Source organism: Amycolatopsis alkalitolerans (assembly GCF_006152065.1).
In the GTDB taxonomy this organism is placed as follows: domain Bacteria; phylum Actinomycetota; class Actinomycetes; order Mycobacteriales; family Pseudonocardiaceae; genus Amycolatopsis_E; species Amycolatopsis_E alkalitolerans.
In genome coordinates, this window is sequence record NZ_VDFW01000014.1 from 69,891 (window position 1) to 91,600 (window position 21,710).

The 21,710-nt window shown below is 70.3% G+C and carries 20 protein-coding genes; 6 read left to right on the top strand and 14 right to left on the bottom strand.

Features of this window, described 5'->3' with window-relative positions; genetic code table 11:
- Nucleotides 1-47: 47 nt before the first annotated feature.
- Nucleotides 48-674: an SDR family oxidoreductase gene (locus FG385_RS17360; RefSeq protein ID WP_139097787.1), complete on the top strand. Its 627-nt coding sequence runs from the start codon at nt 48-50 to the stop codon at nt 672-674.
- Here FG385_RS17360 and FG385_RS17365 read toward each other — a convergent pair.
- Together FG385_RS17365 and FG385_RS17370 are read right to left on the bottom strand one after the other, a co-directional pair.
- Nucleotides 671-1,588, bottom strand: a complete 918-nt coding sequence (locus FG385_RS17365; protein WP_139097788.1) for an acetamidase/formamidase family protein — start codon at nt 1,586-1,588, stop codon at nt 671-673. The genes FG385_RS17360 and FG385_RS17365 overlap by 4 nt on opposite strands.
- Nucleotides 1,589-1,620: 32 nt before the next feature.
- Nucleotides 1,621-2,082: an Lrp/AsnC family transcriptional regulator gene (locus FG385_RS17370; RefSeq protein WP_139097789.1), complete on the bottom strand. Its 462-nt coding sequence runs from the start codon at nt 2,080-2,082 to the stop codon at nt 1,621-1,623.
- A gap of 79 nt (nt 2,083-2,161) precedes the next feature.
- Between FG385_RS17370 and FG385_RS17375 the strand changes: the two genes are divergently transcribed.
- Nucleotides 2,162-3,148: a Glu/Leu/Phe/Val dehydrogenase dimerization domain-containing protein gene (locus FG385_RS17375; protein WP_139097790.1), complete on the top strand. Its 987-nt coding sequence runs from the start codon at nt 2,162-2,164 to the stop codon at nt 3,146-3,148.
- Nucleotides 3,149-3,156: 8 nt separating this feature from the next.
- On the opposite strand, the gene FG385_RS17380 is transcribed toward FG385_RS17375, so the two are convergent.
- The 6 genes from FG385_RS17380 to FG385_RS17405 all read right to left on the bottom strand — a co-directional run bounded on the left by FG385_RS17380 (nt 3,157) and on the right by FG385_RS17405 (nt 9,517).
- Nucleotides 3,157-4,278: an SPFH domain-containing protein gene (locus FG385_RS17380; RefSeq protein WP_139097791.1), complete on the bottom strand. Its 1,122-nt coding sequence runs from the start codon at nt 4,276-4,278 to the stop codon at nt 3,157-3,159.
- An 18-nt stretch (nt 4,279-4,296) separates the two neighbouring features.
- Nucleotides 4,297-4,524, bottom strand: a complete 228-nt coding sequence (locus FG385_RS17385) for an NfeD family protein (RefSeq protein WP_139097792.1) — start codon at nt 4,522-4,524, stop codon at nt 4,297-4,299.
- 81 nt (nt 4,525-4,605) lie between these two features.
- Nucleotides 4,606-5,862 (bottom strand): aminotransferase family protein, encoded by a 1,257-nt coding sequence (locus tag FG385_RS17390; protein ID WP_139097793.1) that lies wholly within the window; start codon nt 5,860-5,862, stop codon nt 4,606-4,608.
- A gap of 4 nt (nt 5,863-5,866) precedes the next feature.
- Nucleotides 5,867-7,219 carry an FAD-binding oxidoreductase gene (locus FG385_RS17395; RefSeq protein WP_139097794.1) on the bottom strand — a complete coding sequence of 451 codons (1,353 nt, stop codon included), beginning with the start codon at nt 7,217-7,219 and terminating at the stop codon, nt 5,867-5,869.
- A gap of 141 nt (nt 7,220-7,360) precedes the next feature.
- On the bottom strand, nt 7,361-8,230 hold the full coding sequence (locus FG385_RS17400) for a DivIVA domain-containing protein (protein WP_139097795.1): 870 nt from the start codon (nt 8,228-8,230) through the stop codon (nt 7,361-7,363).
- A gap of 51 nt (nt 8,231-8,281) precedes the next feature.
- On the bottom strand, nt 8,282-9,517 hold the full coding sequence (locus FG385_RS17405; protein ID WP_139097796.1) for an FAD-dependent monooxygenase: 1,236 nt from the start codon (nt 9,515-9,517) through the stop codon (nt 8,282-8,284).
- A gap of 106 nt (nt 9,518-9,623) precedes the next feature.
- Here FG385_RS17405 and FG385_RS17410 point away from each other — a divergent pair, with 106 nt between their 5' ends.
- Both FG385_RS17410 and FG385_RS17415 read left to right on the top strand, forming a co-directional pair.
- A complete protein-coding gene (locus FG385_RS17410; RefSeq protein ID WP_139097797.1) occupies nt 9,624-10,520 on the top strand; it encodes a GntR family transcriptional regulator in 897 nt (298 codons plus the stop codon).
- 7 nt (nt 10,521-10,527) lie between these two features.
- A complete protein-coding gene (locus tag FG385_RS17415) occupies nt 10,528-11,898 on the top strand; it encodes a serine/threonine-protein kinase (protein WP_139097871.1) in 1,371 nt (456 codons plus the stop codon).
- A gap of 201 nt (nt 11,899-12,099) precedes the next feature.
- Here FG385_RS17415 and FG385_RS17420 read toward each other — a convergent pair whose 3' ends face one another.
- The 4 genes from FG385_RS17420 to FG385_RS17435 all read right to left on the bottom strand — a co-directional run bounded on the left by FG385_RS17420 (nt 12,100) and on the right by FG385_RS17435 (nt 15,876).
- Entirely contained in the window at nt 12,100-13,236 is a 1,137-nt protein-coding gene (locus FG385_RS17420; RefSeq protein ID WP_139097798.1) for a THUMP-like domain-containing protein, read from the bottom strand.
- The gene (locus tag FG385_RS17425) at nt 13,237-14,190 is read right to left on the bottom strand and encodes a class I SAM-dependent methyltransferase (RefSeq protein WP_139097799.1); all 954 of its coding nucleotides are present in this window, start codon (nt 14,188-14,190) and stop codon (nt 13,237-13,239) included.
- Nucleotides 14,191-14,194: 4 nt separating this feature from the next.
- The gene (locus FG385_RS17430; protein ID WP_139097800.1) at nt 14,195-14,974 is read right to left on the bottom strand and encodes an enoyl-CoA hydratase/isomerase family protein; all 780 of its coding nucleotides are present in this window, start codon (nt 14,972-14,974) and stop codon (nt 14,195-14,197) included.
- Nucleotides 14,975-15,111: 137 nt separating this feature from the next.
- A complete protein-coding gene (locus FG385_RS17435; protein ID WP_139097872.1) occupies nt 15,112-15,876 on the bottom strand; it encodes an ABC transporter ATP-binding protein in 765 nt (254 codons plus the stop codon).
- A 212-nt stretch (nt 15,877-16,088) separates the two neighbouring features.
- Here FG385_RS17435 and FG385_RS17440 point away from each other — a divergent pair, with 212 nt between their 5' ends.
- Nucleotides 16,089-16,478 carry a rhodanese-like domain-containing protein gene (locus FG385_RS17440; RefSeq protein WP_139097801.1) on the top strand — a complete coding sequence of 130 codons (390 nt, stop codon included), beginning with the start codon at nt 16,089-16,091 and terminating at the stop codon, nt 16,476-16,478.
- A gap of 191 nt (nt 16,479-16,669) precedes the next feature.
- Here the strand turns inward: FG385_RS17440 and glgP are convergent, their stop codons facing one another.
- Nucleotides 16,670-19,216 carry an alpha-glucan family phosphorylase gene (gene glgP / locus FG385_RS17445; RefSeq protein ID WP_139097802.1) on the bottom strand — a complete coding sequence of 849 codons (2,547 nt, stop codon included), beginning with the start codon at nt 19,214-19,216 and terminating at the stop codon, nt 16,670-16,672.
- Between the two features lie 57 nt (nt 19,217-19,273).
- On the opposite strand from glgP, the gene FG385_RS17450 reads away from it, so the two are divergent.
- The gene (locus FG385_RS17450) at nt 19,274-20,695 is read left to right on the top strand and encodes a neutral zinc metallopeptidase (protein ID WP_235022617.1); all 1,422 of its coding nucleotides are present in this window, start codon (nt 19,274-19,276) and stop codon (nt 20,693-20,695) included.
- A gap of 86 nt (nt 20,696-20,781) precedes the next feature.
- Here FG385_RS17450 and FG385_RS17455 read toward each other — a convergent pair whose 3' ends face one another.
- Nucleotides 20,782-21,699 (bottom strand): tetratricopeptide repeat protein, encoded by a 918-nt coding sequence (locus FG385_RS17455; RefSeq protein WP_200834504.1) that lies wholly within the window; start codon nt 21,697-21,699, stop codon nt 20,782-20,784.
- Between the last annotated feature and the right edge of the window lie 11 nt (nt 21,700-21,710).

The window sequence follows — 21,710 nt, forward strand, 5'->3', positions numbered from 1 at the left end:
TTGATCAAGGCCATCCTGTCCCCACAACGCAAGTCGGGGAGGCACCGATGAGCAGCTTCGTGGTGGTCGGCGGCACCGGGCGGACGGGGCGCCGGATCGTCGACCGGCTCACCGATGGTGGGCACAGGGCCGTGGTCGCGAGCCGTGAGGGTTCGGCGCATCTGGACCTCGCCGAGCCGGATCCGGCGGTGTTCGCGGGCGCCGAGGGGGTCGTGATCTGCGTCGAACCGCCGAAGGACACGGCCGGGATGGAGGCGGTGATGCACGAGGGTGTCGCGGGGATCGCGGCCATCGCCGCGCGGGAGGACATCCCGGTGGTGCTGGTGTCGCAGATCTACGTGACACGCGCGGCGGAACATCCCGAGATGACCGCGCGGATCGAGGCGCGGGCGCGCGGCGAGCAGGCCTTGCGCGACAGCGGCGCCCAGTACACGATCATCCGCCCGAGCTGGCTGCACGACCTGGCGGCGGACGGCGTCCGGATCGAACAGGGGGACACCGGCGAAGGCCGGATCAGCCGCGACGCGGTCGCCGCGGCGGCGGTGGCTGCCCTCTTCGACCCGTCCGCTTCGGGCAAGACCTTCGAGCTGTACGACGACCCGGAGTCCTCGGTTCCGGACTGGGCAACGGTTTTCGCCGCGCTCAGCCCGGATCCCGAAGCCGCGAACGCCTAGCTGATCGCCCCGTCCGGCAGGACGGCGTGCACGCCCCAGGTCCCGTTGGCGACCTGGGTGACCCGCAGATCCACCACCGGGCTGGCGAGCGCGAGCGCCGTCGCCTTGTCGAGGTCATACAGCGACTGAAGCCAGATCACCATCGCGTCGAGCGCGTCGCCCATCGCCTCGTTGAGGTTTTCGTTGAAACCAAAGGTGATCCGGCCGCCGGGAGTCTCCGCGTGAATACCGGGAACGACCGCCTCGGTCACCACGTCGAGCACCACCTCGGTCGTCATCGGGCATTCGATCGCCGTCCCGCTGACCTCGCCGTCCCCCTGCGCCGCATGCCCGTCGCCGAGTAGCAGATGCGCGCCGGGCACGGTGACCGGCAGGTACAGCGTGGACCCGGCGACCAGTTCCCGGCAGTCGATGTTGCCGCCGCCTGCCGTGCGCGGCGGAACGGTGGAATGCTCACCGGACTCGGCCGGCGGCAGGCCCATCACCCCGAGGAACGGCGCGAGACGCACCACCTGCCCACGGTCGTTGGTACCGGTGTCGCCGTCGAGTTCCCACAGCAGCCACGACGGCGGGCCGTCCGCGACGCCCAGCCGCCGGGTCAGCCAGTTGTCCTTCGCGGCGGCCACCGTCCACCCCCACTCTCCCGGGGTGAGCGACTTCAGGTGCACGGCGAGCACCGTGCCCGGCTCGGCGCCGCGCACGTCGATCGGGCCGGTGAGGCAGTGCCCGCGGCGGACCTCGAACATCTTCGGCCGGTCATCGCCCGGTTTCCGGTGCCGCTCGAGGAATCCGTGGGCGTCAAGCGATCCCACGACCACCGTGTCGCCCGGTTCGGCCACAAGGACGGCCGGGGTCTCGCGGCTGAAGACGTCGACGGTGGTGGCGGGGGTGGGATCGATCCGGTGCCTGGTCACCTGATCATATTGCCAGACGGCCGGTGTTCCAGTCAGTGATCCGGCAACGGTTCCAGCACCGGTTTGCGCAGGTGCTGGTAGATGATCGAGGTGCGGAACCCGACGATCTCGCGGCGGCTGGTGAACCGGTCGAGCAGGAACGCGTGCAGGTGATCGATGTCCTGCGCCGTCACGTGCACGAGGAAGTCGTCACTGCCCGCCATCGTGTACATCGACAGGACCTCGGGCAGCGCGGCCACCGAATGTTCGAATGATTCGACGACGCGTCGGCTCAGCGGCCGGACCTGCACCGCGACCATCGCCTGCACGCCCCGGTTCAGCGAGGGCAGATCGACTTCCGCGTGATACCCCCGGATCACGCCGCGCTCCCGCAGCAGGCGGGTGCGCTCGAGGCAGGTCGACGGCGCGATGCCGAGCTTGCGGGCGACGTCACGGTTGGACTGCCGCGCATCCTCTTGCAGATTCCGGACGATCGCCGAATCAAGTTCGTCCATGGCCGAGCTCACCCCTCAATTGCCGAATGATGTTCGGCGTCAAGCCTGTTTTCTTGGTCACCAGGCTAGCGTTTCACGCATGGAGCATGAGGAAGTGACGATCCGCCGGGGGCGGCGGTCGGGCCTGACGATGATCATCGCGATACATTCACGAGCGCTCGGACCGGCGGTCGGAGGCGTGCGGCTGCGCCGGTATCCCGGCTGGCGCGACGGTCTGGAAGACGCGCTACGCCTGTCCGAGGCGATGACCTGCAAATGCGCGGCCGCCGGATTGCCCTTTGGTGGCGCGAAAAGCGTGCTCGCGCTCGACGGGGAGACACCACTGACCCCAGCCCTGCGGCAGGCGGCGCTCGAGGACCTCGGTGAATTCATCCAATCATTCGATGGTTCGTACCTGGCAGGGCCGGACGTCGGCACCGGTCCGGCGGACATGGTGGTACTGCGGCAGCGGACTCCACATGCGTTCTGCCTGCCGGAGGAGTACGGCGGCACCGGCACGTCGAGCATCCCCACCGCGGTCGGGGTACTCGCCGCGCTACGAGCCGGGGTCCGGCACCTCTTCGGCACCGGCACGGACGGTCTCACCGTGGTCATCAGCGGGATGGGCTCAGTGGGTTCCCTTATCGCACAAGGATTGCCCGGAGCGCGGATCCTCGTGTCTGATGTAGACGAGTCCAAACGGGATGACCGGTTCGAATGGGTCCCGCCAGAGAAAGCGTTCACCACCAAGGCGGACGTCCTCGTCCCGGCGGCCGTCGGCGGAGTACTGGGCCCGGACACGGAGATCAACGCCCGGCTCGTGGTCGGCCCCGCCAACAACCAGCTCACCACTGACGCGGTCGCGGATGAGCTGGCCGCGAAGGGAATCGTGTGGATCCCGGATTTCGTGGCGAGCGCGGGCGGGGTCGTCTACACGCTCGGCCGCGAGATCGAAGCGCTCAGCCACGACGAGGCGATGGCCCGCGTCGAGGCGATCGGCGACACCGTCGCGGCCCTCCTCGCCGCGGACACCACCCCGCTCGCCGCCGCCAAGGAGCTGGCGGCGGCGCGGCTCAAGCCCCGCTGAACACGTGGTCAGGCGCCGATGGCTCGTTCATCCTCCTCGGCCCGGGCAGGCTTGTCGGACAGGCCTTTCTTCACCGAATCGAGGATCGCCAGCCCCTGACCGACCAGCCCGGACGCCAGCTCGCCCAGCCCGTCGGCGCCGTTGAGGATGTTGACGTTCGCGCCGGACAGGCCGTGCGCCGCCTCCTTGACGATCTGCGGCAGCTGGTCGATGAGCATCCGGTCGAGCGCGACGCGGTTGTTCGACGCCGCCGCCTCGGCCTGGATGCGCATCTTCTCCGCCTCGGCCTGCGCGAGGATCCGCACGCGCTCCGCCTCCGCGTCGGCCGGCTTGACCACCTCCGCGACGAGCTGCTGCTGCCGCAACTCCGCCTCGCGCTGCGCCAGTTCCGTCTGCATCGCGATCACCTCGCGCTGCGACTGCGCCTGCGCGAGCGGCCCGGCCTGCGAAGCCTCCGCCTGCGCCCGGTCGACCTCCGCCTTGTACTGCGCCTGCACGATCGCGGTCTGCCGCGCGTACTCGGCCTGGCGCCGCTGCGACTCCTGCTCCGCCTCGGCCGCCGCCTGGTTCGCCTGCGCCTGCGCGATCTGCGCCTGCCGCTGGATCGCCGCGTTGTGCGGGGCCGCCATCGCCGCGATGTAGCCGAGCTTCATGTCATCTATCGACTGGATCTGGAGCGAGTCGACGGTAAGCCCGATCTTCGCCATTTCGGACTTGGACCCGTCGAGCACCTCGGTGGCCAGCTTCTGCCGTTCGGTGACGATCTCCTCGACCGTCATCGAGCCGACGATCGAACGCAGGTGCCCGGCGAAGATTCGGCCGGTCAGTACCGACATCTGGTCCTGATCGGACAGGAAGCGCTGCCCGGCGTTGACGATGCTCTCCTCGTCGTTGCCGACCTTGAACGCGATCACGGCACGCACGTTGAGCGCGATGCCCTGCTTCGTCACGCACGCCTCGGCCACCTCGGCCTCACACATCGCGAGCGTGAGGAAGCGGACTTTCCGGAAGAACGGCATGACGAAACTGCCGTGCCCCGTCACCACCCGGAACGGGGTATCGCTCCGGCCGCCTTTGCCACCCGAGATCAGCATCGCCTCGTCGGGCGCGGGCACGTGATAGCCGAACATGTTTTCGCAGTCTCCTCGTCAATGAGCGCCGGGAAGATCCGACCAGGGCACGACATCGACGGTCCGCGCACCACGCGATCCGACGACGAGCACCGCAGTGCCCGGTGGGAGCGGTTCCTCGGACCAGGCCAGATAGATCTCCGTGCCACCGCGAATCCGCACCCGCACCTCGCCGGGACCGTCTGGGCCCCGGGTCGCATGGACCAGCTCGCCTACCCGGCCCACGACGGAGGAATCGCCGTTCACAGCGCAGAATCTACGCTGAGGCGATCCGATTCCGCAGGAGAATCCGTGATCCGGGCAAACCGGTCGTCCAAATAGGACCTCTCACAGCTTGCGGGCAAGCTCGTCCAGCCCGGCCGCGAACGCGTCGCCGATCTCCTCGAGCTGCTCGGCCTGGATCGTCAGCGGCGGCGAGACAGCGAGCGCCTTGCCGAGCGGCCGCAGCAGCACCCCGCGCTGGCGCACCAGCACCTGCAGGTCGGCCACCGCCGAAGGCAGCCGCCGCAGCAGGTCCGGGGACAGCTCGACCGCGCCGAGCAGACCGATCCCGGCCCGGACCTCGGCGACGAGCTCATGCGATTCGAGCGGGCGCAAGGCCGATTCGAGCACGCCCTCCATCGTGCGGCCGCGCTCGACGAGCCCGTCGCGTTCGAGCAGGTCGATATTGACCAGACCGGCGGCGCAGCAGGCCGGATGACCGGAGTACGTGCTGCCGTGCCGCAGCGGGTTGCCGGCCCGCGACCAGAACGGCTCGGCTACCCGGCCGTGCGCCACGACGCCACCGAGCGGCAGGTACCCGCTCGTCACGCCCTTCGCGAAGGTGATCAGATCGGGCACCGCGTCCCAGCGCTCGACGCCGAACCACGTGCCGAGCCGGCCGAACCCGCAGATCACCGCGTCCGCGATGACGAGCACCCCGTACTCGTGGCAGACCTCGATCACGTCCCGCACGTACCCCTCGGGCGGCAGCAGCACCCCGCCGGCGCCGATCACCGGCTCGAACAGGAAGGCCGCGACCTTCTCCGGCCCCACCCGCAGGATCTCGGCACGCAGCGCGTCGACCGAATCGAACGGCACGCGCGAGGACGACGGCAGGATCTCGCCGAAGCCGCTGCGGTTGGCCTCGATGCCCGCCACACCGGTGCCGATCCCGTTGGTGCCGTGGTAGGAGTTCACCCGGCTGATCACGTGGACGCGAGAGGACTCGCCCTGCGCGTCGTGGTAACGGCGGGCGATCTTGACCGCCGAATCGATGGCCTCGCCGCCGCCGGTGGTGAAGAAGACCTTGGCGTCCGGCATCGGCGCGAGCCCCGCGATCCGGGCGGCGAGCGCGCGGGCGGGTTCGTTCGTGAAATCGCCGAAGATCGAGTAGCCGGCGAGCTTGCGCATCTGATCGGCCGCGGCTTCGGCGATCTCCGCCCGCCCGTGGCCGACGTTCACGTACCACAGGCTGGCCGTGGCGTCGAGGTACCGGTTGCCGTCGGTGTCGTGAACCCAGACGTCTTCACCGCGCTCGACGACGAACTCGCCCTCGCGTACGGCCGCCATGTCCGAAAACGGGTGCCACAGTGCTGTCTCCATGCGTTCAGGATGGCGTCCGGCGGATCACTTTGCCAGGATTGAGGATGCCGCGCGGGTCGAAGGCCTGCTTGACCGCCTGGTGCACCGACAGCCCGACCTCGCCCAACTCGGTCTCGAGCCACGGCTGCTTGAGCGTGCCGACGCCATGCTCGCCGGTGATCGTGCCGCCGAGCCGCAGGCCCAGCGCCATGATCGCGTCGAAAGCCGCCTGCCCGCGCCGCACCGAATCCGGGTCGGCGGCGTCGAAGATGACCACGGGGTGCATGTTGCCGTCACCGGCGTGCCCGCAGCAGGGCACCTGCACGCCGTGCTCGCGCCCGATCGCGGCGACCCCTTCGACCAGTTCCGCGAGCCGCGACCTGGGCACGCACACGTCATCGGTCAGCCGGTCGCCGAGCTTCTCCAGCGCGATCCCGACCAGCCGCCGCGCCTCGATCAACAGTTCGGCCTCGGCGTGGTCGGTCGCGACGAACACGTCCATCGCCCCGTGGTCGCGAGCGATCTTCGCGAACGCGTCGAGATCGTCGGCCGCGGCCGGGCCCCGGTCGGACTGCGCGATGAGAACCGCGCCGACGTCTTCGGGGAAGCCGAGGTCGCGGTAGGCGGACACGGCGTCGACACACGCCTTGTCCATCAACTCCAGCACCGAGGGCCGCCATCCGCTGCTCAGGTACTCGCTGACGACCTCGCACGCCACGGCCGGGGCGGCGAAGAACGCGACCGCGGTCAACGGCTTCTCGGCCGCGGGCCGGAGCGCGACCGTCACCTCGGTGACCACGCCGAGCGTGCCCTCGGATCCGGTGAACAGGTGCACAAGGTCGTAGCCCGCGACGCCCTTCGCGGTGCGGCGGCCGGTGCGCAGGATCCGCCCGTCCGCGAGCACGACCTCCAGCTCACGGACGAAATCGCTGGTCACGCCGTATTTGACGCAGCAGAGCCCGCCCGCGTTGGTGGCCACGTTTCCGCCGATCGTGGAGATCTCCCACGAGCCGGGATCCGGCGGGTAGTACAGGCCCTTCTCGGCGGCCGCGGCGGACAACACGGAGTTGATCACGCCAGGCTGCGCGGTCGCGGTGTGGTTGACCTCGTCGACGGCGAGGATCCGGTCCATCCGTTCGAGCGACAGCAGGATCGCGCCCTCGACCGCCGTGGCCCCGCCGGACATCCCGCTGCGCGCGCCTTGCGGGACGACGGGAATCCGGCGTTCGTGCGCGTACCGGAGGATGCGCACGACCTCGGCGGTCTCCTTCGGCCTCGCGAGGGCGACCGGCCGGCCGGCGGTCACGAAACTGGCCCTGTCGTGGCGGTATGCCTCCAGCAGGTCGGGGTCGGTCGTGACGTAGTCGGCCTCGATCATGCGTGCTCCCCTCGTCGGGCTCCCCCGACGATAACCACTACCCAGCGCGAGTCGGAACTCACGACCGGTGAATCCGGCTCTCACGGACACGGCGCGCGCCGGAAGCCCAACTCACCCGCACCCAAAGCCCAACTCGCGGGGTCAGCTGGGGGCTTTGGCCGGTTCCTTCCGGGGTGCGGGCACGATGCCGTCCGGGGACGGGGGTTCGACCTCGAGCATCGGGGCCGCTTCGGCGAGCAGCTTCTGGATCGCGTGCAGCTCACCGATCGTGCGGCCGCGCTGCGCATCGACCGAATCGGCCGCACGTTGTGCCTCTTCGAGCAGTTCGCGCGCGTTCTTCTGGGCCTCGGCGGTCAGCCGCTCCCGCTCGGCCGCCGCCTGTTTGTCCTGCTCGGCGATCGCCGCCGTCGCGTCCTCGCGGCGGACCCGCATCGCCTCGGCGAAGTCCTTCTCGGCCCGATCGCGGCGCCGCGCGGCCTGCTCGTCCAGCCGCTGCCGCTGCTGGGCCGCCTCGCCGGTCAGCTCCTCGATCTCCGCCCGCGTGCGCCGGACCTGCTCCTCATGCTCGGCGGCCGCCTCTGTCCGCCGCGCCTCCACCTCCGCGACCAGGCGTTCGTGCCGCTCACGCATACGTTGCCCGGCCTGCTCGGCCGCCGCCCAGCTGCGCTCGGCCGCCGCCCGCGCCCGTTCGGTGATCTCGGTGGCCTCCTCCTCGGCCAGGTCGACCATCCGGAACAGCCGGTCGGACAGCCCGTCCGCCTCGATCGGGACCCGGCTGATCCGGTCGATCTTGGCGCGCAGCCGGTCGTTCTCGCTGCGCAGTTCTTCCAGCTGCCGCGCGAGGTTCTCGGCGCTCGCGGCGGCCGCGTCGCGATCCGCGACCAGCAGCCGCAGGTCGGCCTCGACCCGCTCCACGTACTCCCGCACCTGGCGCGCGTCGTACCCGCGCCAGGACCGGTCGAAATCCGTGCGGAGTGGACCAAGGTCCTCGCGAGAGTCAACGCCAGCCATCAGCACCTCCCGAAGCGACAGTCCTTAGTGGACGCGCGAGCCGGAAACCTCTTACTGTCGAGCATCCTCTTTCCGGCGCCGTCCGTCCACCAGCTTGGCTGGATCGGCGTAATCTCCCAGTGTGACACGGGCGGCCTTCCCCTGCAGATCGCCGGTCAGCACGGATCGCCACGGCCCGGCGAGCATCAGTTTCGTCATCTGGTTGCCTGCCCAGATCATCGCCCGTCCCTTCGGCAGGAACAAGTTTTTCCCGCCTGGCATGGGTTTCTTGTTCGCCTCGACGTAACCCGACAGCACCTGCCGGTAACGCGCGAACGCCCGCACGTGATCACCGCCGGCCGCCGCGAGTTCGCCCGCGAGCACATACGCGCCGACCACCGCCATGCTCGTGCCCATCCCGACCGAACCGCCGAACGCCGCGTCGCCCAGCAACGCCACCCGGCCTCTCGACCAGTGGTCGATGGTGACCAGTGACTCCCGGTCGAAGTAGAAATCCGTTGTCTCCCACATGGATTCGAGCATCCGCGGCACCTGCCAGCCCTGGCCGGCCATCGCCCCGGCGACGAGGTGTTTCTGGGACGTAACATCGCGGCGGTCGTAGTCGATCTCTGGACCGGCGAAGAAGAACATACCGCGCGTCCGCCCGCCCCGCACCGGGTAGAGGCTCGCCCGCCGCCGCCCGGGCATCACGTACATCAACTGCCAGCCGGCGAGCGGTATGTCCGCTTCCGTCGCGAAGATGGCTTTGTAAAACCCCTGGTCCCGCACGAAATCCGGCTCAGGTCCGAAGGCCAGGCGCCGCACGTTCGAGTGCAACCCGTCCGCGCCGACGACGAGATCGAAGGTGCGCGACATCCCGCCGGCGAACGTCACGTCCACCCCGTCGGGGTGCTCGCGCAGCGCGGTGATCGAGTCGTCGAAGAGGTACTCGACGCCTTCACGCGAGGCGTCGAACAGGATCCGCCCGAGGTCGGCGCGCAGGATTTCGAGGTCCGCGATGATGCCGCCGGAATGGCCGCTCAGCTCACTTCCCCAGTTCCACAGCCGCCGGTTCTCCCGGTCGACCGCGCTCATCCCGACGACGCCGGTGTGGTGGGCACGGACCTCGTCCAGCAGGCCCATGCGCTCGATCACCTCGCGGGCCGAGCCGCGCAGGTCGACCGCCTGCCCGCCCTCTCGCAGCCTCGGTGCCCGCTCGACGACGGTCACGGTGAAGCCGTGGCGGCGCAGCCAGTAGGCCAGCGCCGGTCCGGCAACGCTTGCTCCGGAGATCAGTACGCTCATCATGCGTACATCGTACAAACACTACGAGTACGGCGTAAAGCTTCCTAGTGCACCACTTATTAAGTGTGGTAAGTTGATAGAGCGCACTAGTACACCGAGAGGCCGGGAAATGACGCACCCGTACGCCAGGATCGTCGCGGAACTGCAGCGGAGGATCGCGTCCGGCGAGCTGCGGCCGGGCGACCGCGTGCCCTCGACGCGCCAGCTGACCCAGGAGTGGGGCGTCGCGATGGCGACCGCGACGAAGGCGTTGTCGACCCTGCGGCAGCAAGGTCTGGTGCGCGCGGTGCAGGGCGTCGGCACGGTCGTCGCGGACGGGCGGCGGGTGCAGCGTGCCGAGCCGGGCCACGACCTGACCCGCGAGCGCATCGTCCGCGCCGCCATCGAAATCGCCGACGCCGAGGGGCTCTCGACGGTGTCGATGCGGCGTATCGCGACCGGGCTGGGCGTCGCGACGATGTCGCTGTACCGGCACATCCCCGGCAAGGAAGAGCTCGTCGTGCTGATGGTCGACGCCGCGACCGCCGAGGAGAGCCTGCCCGAGACAGCGCCGCCGGGCTGGCGCGAACGGCTGGAGCTCTCCAGCCGGCTGCAGTGGCGGCTCTACCGCAAGCACACCTGGCTCGCGCCCGCGATCTCGATCACCAGGCCGCAGGTCCTGCCGAACGCGGTCAAGCACACCGAATGGTCGCTGCGGGCGCTGGCCGGCCTGCCGCCGACGGCCAAGCTCTACGCGTACCTGACGGTGTTCGGCTTCGTGCGCGGTATGGCGATGAGCCTGGAGGCCGAGGCGCGGGCCGAGCAGGACACCGGCCTCGGCCCGGACGAATGGATGGACACCCAGCACGACGTGCTACCTCGGATTCTCGGTGAATCGGAGCTGCCCGCGTTCCGCGAACTCGTCGCGCACGACATCGACTTCGACCTCGACGCGCTCTTCGAATTCGGACTCGCGCGAGTCCTCGACGGCCTGGAGAACCTGGTCACACGCGAGGCCGTAACCTGACTGGGTGATGGGGACGGACCACGAAAGACGTCTGATCGCCGGCCGCTACCGGCTGGAGCGCCGCATCGGCGGCGGAGCGATGGGGGTGGTGTGGCTCGCCGACGACGAACTGCTCGACCGGACCGTCGCGGTCAAACAGCTCGTGCTCGCCGCGGGGTTGAGCGAGAAGGAGGCCGAACAGGCGCGCAAACGCTCGGCGCGTGAGGCCCGGCTCGCCGCGCGGTTGCAGCACCGGTACGCCATCACGGTCTTCGACGTCGCCGACGACGACGGGATGCCCGTCCTGGTGATGGAGTACCTGCCGTCGCAGAGTCTCGCCGAGGTGCGTGCCGCGCGTGGCGCGCTGCCGCCGGCGGAGGTCGCACGGATCGGCGCGCACGCCGCGTCCGCGCTCGCCGCCGCCCACGCCGCCGGGATCGTGCACCGCGACGTGAAGCCCGGCAACATCCTGCTCGGTGAGGACGGCACCGCGAAGATCACCGACTTCGGCATCTCACACGCCGCTGATGACGGGACCTTGACCGGCAGCGGCAGCTTCGCGGGCACGCCCGCGTTCCTCTCGCCCGAGGCCGCGCGCGGCGAGAAGCCCACCGCGGCTTCGGACGTCTTCTCCCTCGGCGCGACGCTGTACGCGATCGTCGAGGGCCGCTTTCCCTACGGCGACACCGAAAACCAGATGGCCTTGCTGTACGCCGCCGCGGCCGGGCGCTTCACCCCGCCGCAGCAGGCCGGGCCGCTGACCGGCCTGCTGGACCGGATGATGCGGCTGACGCCGAGCGAACGGCCGGCCATGGCCGAAGTCGCCGCGGAACTCGAGAAGCTCGCGGTGCCCGCCACCGAGCGGCGCCGGAACCGCGCAGTCCTGTGGTCCTCGGCCGCCGCCGTCGTGCTCGCCGCCGCGGTGGTCGGCGCGGTGCTGCTGCTCAACAACCGATCCGACGCGCAGACCGCGTCGCCGCCGGCACCGCAGCCGAGCTCGGCGGCACGACAGCCCACAGCCAGCCCGACCCACGCCCCGGCCTCGTCATCCTCGGCCACACCGCCGCCGACGTCGTCGGCGCCCTCCGCCGGCACGGTCGACTACGTCCAGTTCGTCAGGGACTACTACGCGATGATGCCCGGTGGGACCACGGTCGGCTGGACCAAGCTGAGCCCGGCGATGCAGCAGAACGTCGGGCACGCCTACTACCTGCGGTACTGGGGCGGGATGTCGAAGTTCGAGGTCGCGGTGGCACCGCACCAGACCGGCCCGACCACCGTCGAGTCCGTACTCGACTTCGTGCAGGACGGCATCCACTATCGCGAACTGCACCGGCTGACGCTGAGCACGGTCAACGGCCAGATCCTGATCGACTCCGACAGCTCCTCGAACGCGTAGTGTCTCGTGATCTTGTTGTCTTTACGCGCGGGTGTGTTTGCTTGCCAGTACATCGAGATGGCCCCTGGCGCCGCCGAGTTGGCGCGGGGCGTCACCGAGTTGGCCCATCCCTGCAGCCGAGGGCAAACTCGGGCACCGGACCAGCCAACTCACCACCACAACGGGCAAACTCGCCGACCGCACAGGCAAACATCTCGGCGGCTAGGGGTGGGTGGGGGTGCATAGGAAGGCGTGCGGGGAGCGGCCGATGCGGGTGAGCACGACCGTGGCCTCGCGCGGGCCGCGCGGTTTGAGCCGCCTGCGCAGGGCGTCCGGGTCGAGGTCCAGACCGCGGACGAGGATCTCCAGCCGCCCGATCTCATAGCGCTTCAGCAAGGAACGTAAGGACTTTTCCTGATACGGACCATGTTCGAGAATCCGGAACGCGCGCAACCCGGGCGGCGGCTCGTCGCCGGTGAGGTACGCGATGCGCTCGTCGAGCTGCCACAGCCCGTGCCGCGCGCCGTAGTGCTTGACCAGCCCGGCCCGCACCACCGCACCGTCGGGGTCAATGATCCACTGGCCCGGCTCACCGGCCCCGATATCGTCGGGTTCGGCCGAAGTGATCGTCCACGACGGTCCCCCGGAACGCAGGACCGTCGCGCGGCGGGCGTCCGTCGCCAGCCCACCGGTCCACAGGCAGGCCTCCCGCACCTGCCCGTCGAACGACACCAGTTCGACCTCGTCCGCCCAGGTCAGCGAAGCGAAATCCAGCCCCGGGGACACCTTGACCGCCAGCTCGCGCCCGGCGTAGACCTCGGCGAGCCGGCCCAACGGCGGGGCGAAATCCTCCGGTCGCCACCGCCGCCCGCGCGCGTCGCGGCGGGCCGGATCGGCGACGACCACCGCATCCCGGGTCACCGGACGCAAAGCGTCCGCCCGCACCAACGGCACGTCCGGGCAGTTGTGCCGGGCCATGGCGAGCCGCACACTGTCCACATCGGACCCCACCGCCCGGCGCGCGACCTTCGCCAGTTCCGCGAGGTCGGCGCCGATGGAGCAGGTGACGTCGTGCACGTCGCGCCCGGCCAAGCGCGAGGCGCGGTGCCGGGCCACCGCCGACGCGCTCGCCTGCTGGAGCGCGTCGCCGGTGAACAGCCAGCCCCCGGGGTCCAGCTTCCCCCGGGCCTTCCGGCGCAACGCCACGGTCTCCAGCACCGCCGCGGCCCGCTCACCGGCGATCCGCCGCGCGGCCTCGACATCCGCGATCCGCGTGGGGTCGAGCGCGGCGCACTCGGCCAGGACGTCCTCGGCCGAGCGCAGGAACGCGACGTCTTCGGGTGAGAACGCGTACGCCACCTACGGCCGCTTGGTGCCCGTGATCATCACGTTGTAGAACAGCTCGCGCGGCAGCACCTTCGCCAGCAGCTTCTTGTCCAGCGCGGAAAGCCGCAGCCACAGGTGGTACGCGAACAGCCGCCAGCGCACCGTCAGCTTCTCGGCCGGTACCGCGGCCTCGAACGTGCGGATCGGCCAGCCGGCCAGCGCGGCGGCGAACTCCTCGGTGACCGCGCGAACCTCCCGCGCCCCGGCCCCGCGCGCCATCCGCTCCAGGTCGCCGGGGTCGAACGTGTGGATGTCGACCACGGCTTCCAGCGCTGCCGCGCGCGAGGACTCGTCGAGCTCTTCCTGCGGGCGGCGCCAGGCCGAAAGCGGGCCGAGTTTGGTCACGTTCGTGGTCAGCCACCAGGTGAACTGGCCCAGCTTGCGGGCGTAGAAGTCGCCGATCTTCGTCGGCTCACCGGCGAACACGAACCGCCCGCCCGGTTTGAGCACCCGCAGCACCTCGGCGAACGCGGCGGGCACGTCCGGGATGTGGTGCAGCACCGCGTGCCCGACGACGAGGTCGAACGTGTCGTCCGGGTACGGGATCCGCTCCGCGTCGGCGACCCGGCCGTCGACGTCGAGGCCCAGCTTCTCGGCGTTGCGCAGCGCCACCCGCACCATGCCCGGCGACAGGTCGGTGACCGAACCCTTCTTGATCACCCCGCCCTGCATGAGGTTCAGCAGGAAGAACCCGGTGCCGCTGCCCAGCTCCATCGCCGTCGGGTACGGCTGCCCCTCTTCGCCCGCGGCGGCGTTGAACACGTCGGTGGCGTAGGAGATGCAGCGCTCGTCGTACGAGATCGACCATTTCTCGTCGTACGTGCCCGCTTCCCAGTCGTGGTACAGGACGTTGGCCAGCTTCGGGTCGTCGTAGGCCGCCCTGACCTGCTCGGCCGTGGCGTGCGGGTTCGGCGCGGGGTCCGTCACGTCGTCATTTCCCCTCGAAGGTGGCCTTGCCGGGACCGTTGTCGATGAACGACCGCATCCCGTTCTTCTGGTCCTCGGTCGCCCACAGCGAGGTGAACAGGTACGTCTCCAGTTTGAGCCCGCTGGCGACGTCGCCGTCGAGACCGCCGTCGATCGCGGCCTTCGCGTTCGCCAGCGCGACCGCCGGCCCGTTCACGAACTGCGCCGCCCACTTGCGCGCGGTCGCGTACACGTCGTCCGCGCCGACCAGTTCGTCCACGATGCCCAGGCCCAGCGCCTCTTCCGCACCCGCGAACCGGCCGGTGAACACGAGATCCTTGGCCTTGCTCGGACCGGCCAGCCGGGCGAGCCGCTGCGTACCGCCGGCGCCCGGGATGATGCCGAGCAGGATCTCGGGCTGACCGACCTTGACGTTGTCGCCGGCGATCCGCCGGTCCGCGGCCAGCGCCAGCTCCAGCCCGCCGCCGAGCGCGTACCCGGTGATCGCGGCGACGACCGGCTTCGGGATCGTGGCCACCGAGGCGACGGTGTTCTGCAGAGCGGTCCCGAAGGAGCGCATCTCCGCGTACGACCGGGCGGCCATCTCCTTCACGTCGGCGCCACCGCAGAAGGTCTTCTCGCCGCCGTAGAGGATCACCGCGCGGACGTCGGCCCGGCCGGTCGCCTCCTTCGCCACCTCGCCCAGCTCCACCTGTACCTGGTTGTTGATGGCGTTGACCGGCGGCCGCTCGAGCCGGATCGTGCCGATACCGCCGTCCACCTCGAGCCGTACGAACTCGCCCACGCTGGCATCCTCCTCGAACTTGCGCTGTGTTGATCGGTACCAATCCGACCGGCAGCCACGCCGATCTGCCTTGCGTAGGTCGACCTCCCGTTGATCAGGTCGGCCTACTTCAGGTCGGATTGCTACTGGCCGGTACCCTACCGCCGTCGCGCGAAGAACCGGTCGCCCGAGCGTTCGAGCAGCAGGTCCTGATCGAAGGTCTTCGACAGGTTCTCCGCCGTCAGCACATCCTCGATCAGCCCGGCCACCACCGCGCGGCCGTCGCGGAGCAGGAGCGCGTGCGTGAACCCGGGCGGGATCTCCTCGACGTGATGCGTCACCAGCACGGTGGCCGGGGCGTCGGGATCCAGTGCCAGCGCGGACAACCGCGCCACCAGGTCCTCGCGGCCGCCCAGGTCCAGACCTGCGGCCGGCTCGTCGAGCAGGAGCATCTCCGGGTCTGTCATCAGCGCGCGGGCGATCAGCACCCGCTTGCGCTCGCCCTCGGACAGGGTGCCGAACGTGCGGTCCGCGAGATACGTCACACCCATCGCCGCGAGCAGTTCCAGCGCACGGTCGGTGTCGATCGTGTCGTACTCCTCGCGCCAGCGGCCGACGACCGCGTACCCCGCGCTGACCACCACATCACGCACGAGTTCCTCGCCGGGGACACGGTTCGCGAACGCGCCGGAGGTGAAGCCGATGCGCGGCCGCAGTTCGAAGACGCTGACCTTGCCGATGCGCTCGCCCAGCAGGTCCACGGTGCCCACCGTGGGATGCAACTCGGCGGCCGCCAGGCGCAGCAACGTCGTCTTGCCCGCCCCGTTCGGGCCGAGCACCACCCAGCGTTCGTCCAGCTCGACGGCCCAATCCAGGCCCGCGAGCAGATCGTTGCGGTTACGGCGGACCCCCACGCCCGACATCCGCACCACGAGGTCGTCAAGGTTGTCCGTCTCGCTCACGAGCCCATTGTGGTGGTCGTAGGCTGCCTTCGTGGCAGCGGGCCCGTACCAGATCGTGAGACGTCACCAGGCGTAGCGGCGCGCCCTGGAACGATGCGCTGTGTGAGCACGCCAGCCGCCGTCGCGTCTACTGTGGACTCCACCTGTTCGCCGCCGGCGGCCATACTCGAACGATGACGATCGACGAGATCCTCGCGGAGGCCCGCGCCCGGCTGGACCGGGTCGGCCCGGCGGGGGCGCGGGCGCTGCAGGAAACGGGCGCGCTGATCGTGGACATCAGGCCGTCGGCCGACCGCGCGGCCGAGGGCGAGATCCCCGGCTCGGTCCCAGTCGAACGTATCCGTCTGGAATGGCGCCTCGACCCGGCCGGTACGCACCGCCTGCCCGGGGTGCACGCCGACCGGCCGGTCGTCGTGGTGTGCAACGAGGGTTACGCCTCGAGCCTCGCCGCCGCCGACCTGTTGCGCCTCGGCCTGCGGGCGACGGACCTCGACGGCGGTTTCCGGGCGTGGGTGGCGGCGGGCCTGCCGACCCGCCCCGGCCCGACGCCTGCCGTGCCCTGACTTCGCGTCCCCGCGCTCGACACCCGGCGTGTTTGCCCGCCAGGTCGCTGAGTTGGCCCGCCACGTCGGCGTGTTTGCCGTTCGGGGTGCCCGCGCACCCGGCGACGGCCAAATCACCGTCATGTCCGGCAAACTCAGCGACGCGGGCGGCAAACACGCTGGGAGCGTTTTCGGGCCGCGCGGAGTGACGCTCAGGAGGCCAGCACCACCTTGCCCAGCTCGGCCGAGGTCGCCAGCAGCGGATGCTTCGGCACCACCCGGACCGTGTAGCCGAGCGAACCCGCGTGCGGCAGGCGGAGCGTCGCGGTGAACAGCCCGACACCGGCCTGGGTCATCGGCACGGCGACCGGTTCGGACAGGTCGTCGGTGTCACCGACCCGGCCCACCACAGCCTGGACGTCCACTTCGGACTCGTCGAGACCGGCCAGGTCGATCCGGGCCTCCACCCGCACCTCGCTGCCCACGACGAGCTTCTCCGCGGTGAGCTCGCTGTCGAAGATCTTCACCTGCGACCACACGCTGTCGATCCGCTTGCGGTACTCCGAGAGTGACTTGGCTCCCTCGAAGGAGTTCCGGGTCGCGGCGGCGACCGTCGTCGCGGCCGGGTGATAGCAGCTCTCGACGTACTCGCGCACCATCCGGGACGCCTGCACGCGCGGGCCGAGGGTGTCGAGCGTGTGCCACACCATCGACATCCAGCCCTTCGGCACGCCCCCGGCGTCGCGGTCGTAGAACAGCGGCGCGACCTGCTGGCCGAGCAGGTCATACAGCGCGGCCGACTCCAGCTCGTCACGCCGCAGCGGATCCCGGATGCCGTCGGCGGTCGGGATCGCCCAGCCGTTGCTGCCGTCGTAGCACTCGTCCCACCAGCCGTCCCGGATGGACAGGTTGAGCCCGCCGTTGAGCGCCGACTTCATCCCCGAGGTGCCGCACGCCTCCAACGGCCGCGTCGGATTGTTGAGCCACACGTCGCAACCACGGTAGAGATAGCGCGCCATCGACATGTCGTAGTCCGGCAGGAACACCATCCGGCGCCGGACCGCGGGGTCGTCGACGAACCGGACGATCTGCTGGATCAGCTGCTTCCCGCCCTCGTCGGCCGGATGCGATTTGCCCGCCACGACGATCTGGATCGGCCGGTCCTCGTCGAGCAGGAGCGCGCGCAACCGCTCCGGGTCACGCAGCATCAGGGTCAGCCGCTTGTAGGTGGGGACCCGGCGGGCGAACCCGACGGTCAGCACGTCCGGGTCGAACACCGTGGTGATCCACCCCAGTTCGAGCGCCGACGCGCCTCGCTGCAGCCACGACTCGCGCACGCGCCGCCGTACTTCGGCGACCAGCTTCTGCCGCAGGTCCCGCCGCAGCGCCCACAGCTCCTCGTCGCTGACCCCCTGCCGGCTCGGCAACTGGCTGGCATCGTCGCTGCGGCCCCATACCGCGTTTCCTCTGTGCTTCCCGCCGAGCAGCGCCGTCAGCTCGCGGGCCACCCACGTCGGGCCGTGCACGCCGTTGGTGACCGAGGTGATCGGCACCTCGTCCTCGTCGAACCCGGACCACAGCCGCGCGAACATGCGCCGGGACACGCGGCCGTGCAGCCGCGAAACCCCGTTCGCGCGCTGGGCCAGCCGGAGGCCCATGTGGGCCATGTTGAACATGCCCGGGTTGTCCTCCGCGCCGAGCGCCAGCACGCGCTGCGTCTCGATACCGGGAAGCAGCCGGCCGTCGCCGAAGTAGTGCTGCACGAGGTCCACCGGGAACCGGTCGATACCGGCGGGCACCGGGGTGTGCGTGGTGAACACCGTGCCCGCGCGGACGGCCGAGAGCACCTCGTCGAACCCGAAGCCGTGCTCGTCGATGAGCTCACGAGCCCGCTCCAGGCCGAGGAACCCGGCGTGCCCTTCGTTGGTGTGGAACACCTCCGGCTGCGGGTGCCCGGCCAGCTCGCAGTACCGCCGCACCGCGCGCATCCCGCCGATACCGGCGAGGATCTCCTGCCGGATCCGGTGGTCGGCGTCGCCGCCGTAAAGGCGGTCGGTGACGCGGCGGAGGTCCTCGTCGTTGGCGTCCACGTCGGTGTCGAGCAGCAGCAGCGGGACGCGCCCGACGCGCGCCTGCCACACCTGCGCGTACAGATCGCGGCCGCCGGGCATCGCGACGTCGACCAGAACGGGCTCGTCGGCATCGTCGGTCAGCAGCTCCAGCGGCAACCCGTTCGGGTCAATCACCGGATAGTGCTCGAGCTGCCAGCCGTCCAGCGACAGGCCCTGGCGGAAGTAGCCCGCGCGGTAGAGCGGGCCGACGCCGATCACCGGAACGCCCAGGTCGGAAGCGGCCTTCAGATGGTCGCCGGCGAGCACGCCGAGACCGCCGGAGTAGTTCGGGAGCGCCTCGTGCACGCCGAACTCCATGCAGAAGTAGGCGATCGCGCGCGGCCCGTCGGCCTGCTGCTGCTGATACCAGCGGTCCTCGGTGAGGTACCGCTCGAGATCCTCCGTCGCCACCCGCGCCCTGGCGAGGAAGTCCTCGTCGGCGGCCAGTTGCTCGAGCCGCGCCGGAGGGACCGCCAGGAGCATCCGCAGCGGGTCCTTGACGCGGCGGAACAGGTCGGCGTCCATCGAGGCGAACAGGTCGCGCGTCGGCGGATGCCAGGTCCAGCGCAGGTTGGTCGCCAGGGACCGCAGGCCCGCCAACGGTTCCGGCAGGCTCGCGCGAACGGTGAACCGACGGATCGCTCTCATGAGAAGCGACAATATCGGTTACTGTCCGAGCACCGAAGCCGATCAGGGAGCTGGTGGATGCGCGCAGGGGGACTCGTAGCCGCGATGGCCGGGGTGCTGGTGGTCAGCCTCACGGCCTGCGGCGGCAACGACGGTGGCACGGCCGCGGCCTCGGTCGACGGCCTGCCGATCACGCATTTCGAGAGCGGGTTGCGCCCGGACGCACCGCCCCCGGACGTCCAGGTGCGGAACGTCAGCGACGACCAGGCCGACCAGCTCGCGATGGCGACCATCGCCGACGTGGAGACGTACTGGTCGAAGCAGCTGCCCGGCGACTTCGGCGTCGCGTTCAAGCCGGTGAGCGCACTGCTGTCCTACGACTCGGACGGCCCGGACCAGCAGAACGGCTGCGGCGACCTGAAAGGCATCGAGAACGCGTTCTACTGCGGCGCGGACGATTCGATCGCGTGGGACCGCGGCGTGCTCCTGCCGACGATGATCAAGCAGTTCGGCCCGCTGTCGGTGGTCACGGTGCTCGCGCACGAGTTCGGGCACGCCGTGCAGTACCGCCTCGGGAAGCAGGCCGGCATCACCCGCACCACGCCCACGATCGTCAAAGAGCAGCAGGCGGACTGCTTCGCCGGCGGGTACTACCACTGGGTGGTCGCAGGCGACAGCAGGTATTTCGCAGTGTCGACGGCCGAGGGACTGGACGCGGCGCTTCTGTCGCTGTTCGGGGTGCGCGACGAGGCTGGCACGTCAGCCACCGCCCGCGGCGCGCACGGGACCGGGTTCGACCGGATCTTCGCGTTCCAGCTCGGTTTCGAGCAGGGGCCGAAGGCGTGCGCGGGGATCAACGAGGACAACCTGAAAGCCCGCGTGGCGGAACGCCCGTTCGACCCGGGCGACAAGAACGAGGGCAACATCGACATCGACGATCACGCCATCGAGTTGCTCAAGCAGAGCCTGGACGCCGCCTTCGCCGGCGCGAAGGCGAGCCCGCCCAAGATCGTCGACGGCAGCGGCCGATGCCAGGGTGGTCCCTCGACGCCTCCCGCGTCGTACTGCCCGGGGGACAACACGGTGGATATCGACCTGCCCGCGCTCGCGGCACTCGGCCAGCCGGTGGACCTGGAGGCCGAGCAGAGCGGGCAGCCGAGCGAGGGGCGCGGCGACTTCGCGGCGCTGTCGGAGGTCGCTTCGCGGTACGCGCTGGGCATCGAGAAGGGCGTCGGCGCGTCGATCGACAACGCCAACGCCGGCCTGCGGACCGCTTGTCTCGTGGGCGCCTGGGCCGGCGCGGTGAACAAGCTGACGAACACCGAGCTGCGCCTGTCCGCGGGCGACCTCGACGAGGCGATCTCCGACCTGCTGCGCCCGGACAGCCTCATCGCTTCGGACGTCAACGGGCAGCGGGTGGCCGCCGGCTTCACCCGGGTCGAGGCGATGCGGACCGGCTACCTGCAGGGCTCCGCTCCCTGCAGCAAGAACTACGCCTGACCCCAGCATCCGGCACCTTGCCGTGAGGGACCCCCTCACGGCAAATAAGGGCATGAGGGGGCCCCTCACGGCACGGCAAGGGCGGGTCAGAACAGGGCCGAGGCCAGGTCCCGCCGGGCTTTGGCGACGCGCTCGTCCGCGGCGTCGAACAGTTCGAACAGGCTCACCAGGTGCTCCCGCACACGGTTGCGGTCTTCGCCGAACGTGCGGCGGATCGTGCCGATCAGCCTGCCGAAGGCGTCCTCGACCTTGTTCTGGGCCACCTCGAAGTCCGCCGCCGCGAGCTGGGCGGCCAGGTCCGACGGGTCCGCGTCGGCGCGGGCGACGGCCGACGGATCGGCCACCTCCGCCCTCGCGGCGAAGCGAACCTGGGTCAGCGCGGCCTTCGCCTGCTCGTTCGCCGGTTCGACGTCGAGGATGCGCTTGTAAGCGGCCTCCGCCTCGGCGTAGTCACCCTTCTCGAACGCCTCCTCGGCCTCTGTGAAGCGCGGGTCCTCCGGCTCCTCGACCTCGACGGGCTGCGCGTCCCGGATCCCGGGCAGCTTGTCCTTGAGCGCGTCCAGCAAGGCGTTGAGCCACTTCTTGATCTCCGGCTCCGGCAACGCCCCGGCGAACGCGTCGACCGGCTGGCCACCGGCGATCGCGACCACCGTCGGGATGGACTGCGCGCCGAACAGCTGCGCGATCCTCGGGTTCGCGTCGACGTCGACCTTGGCGAGCACCCAGGCACCACCGGCCTGCCCCGCCAGCCGTTCGAGCACCGGGCTGAGCTGCTTGCACGGGCCGCACCAGTCCGCCCACAGGTCCACGACCACGAGCTGCTGCAGGGACCGTTCGACGACGTCGGCCTGGAACGACGACTCGGTGACCTCGATGACGTTGGCACCGCCCGGCGCGCCTTGCGGCGGAGCCCCCGGCGGCGGGGTGGCCGGCTGCTGGCGCACGGCGTCCGCGCGCGCTTTCAGCGCGGACAGATCGACCGCACCCGACAGCGCGGCTGACATGGCTGCTGAGT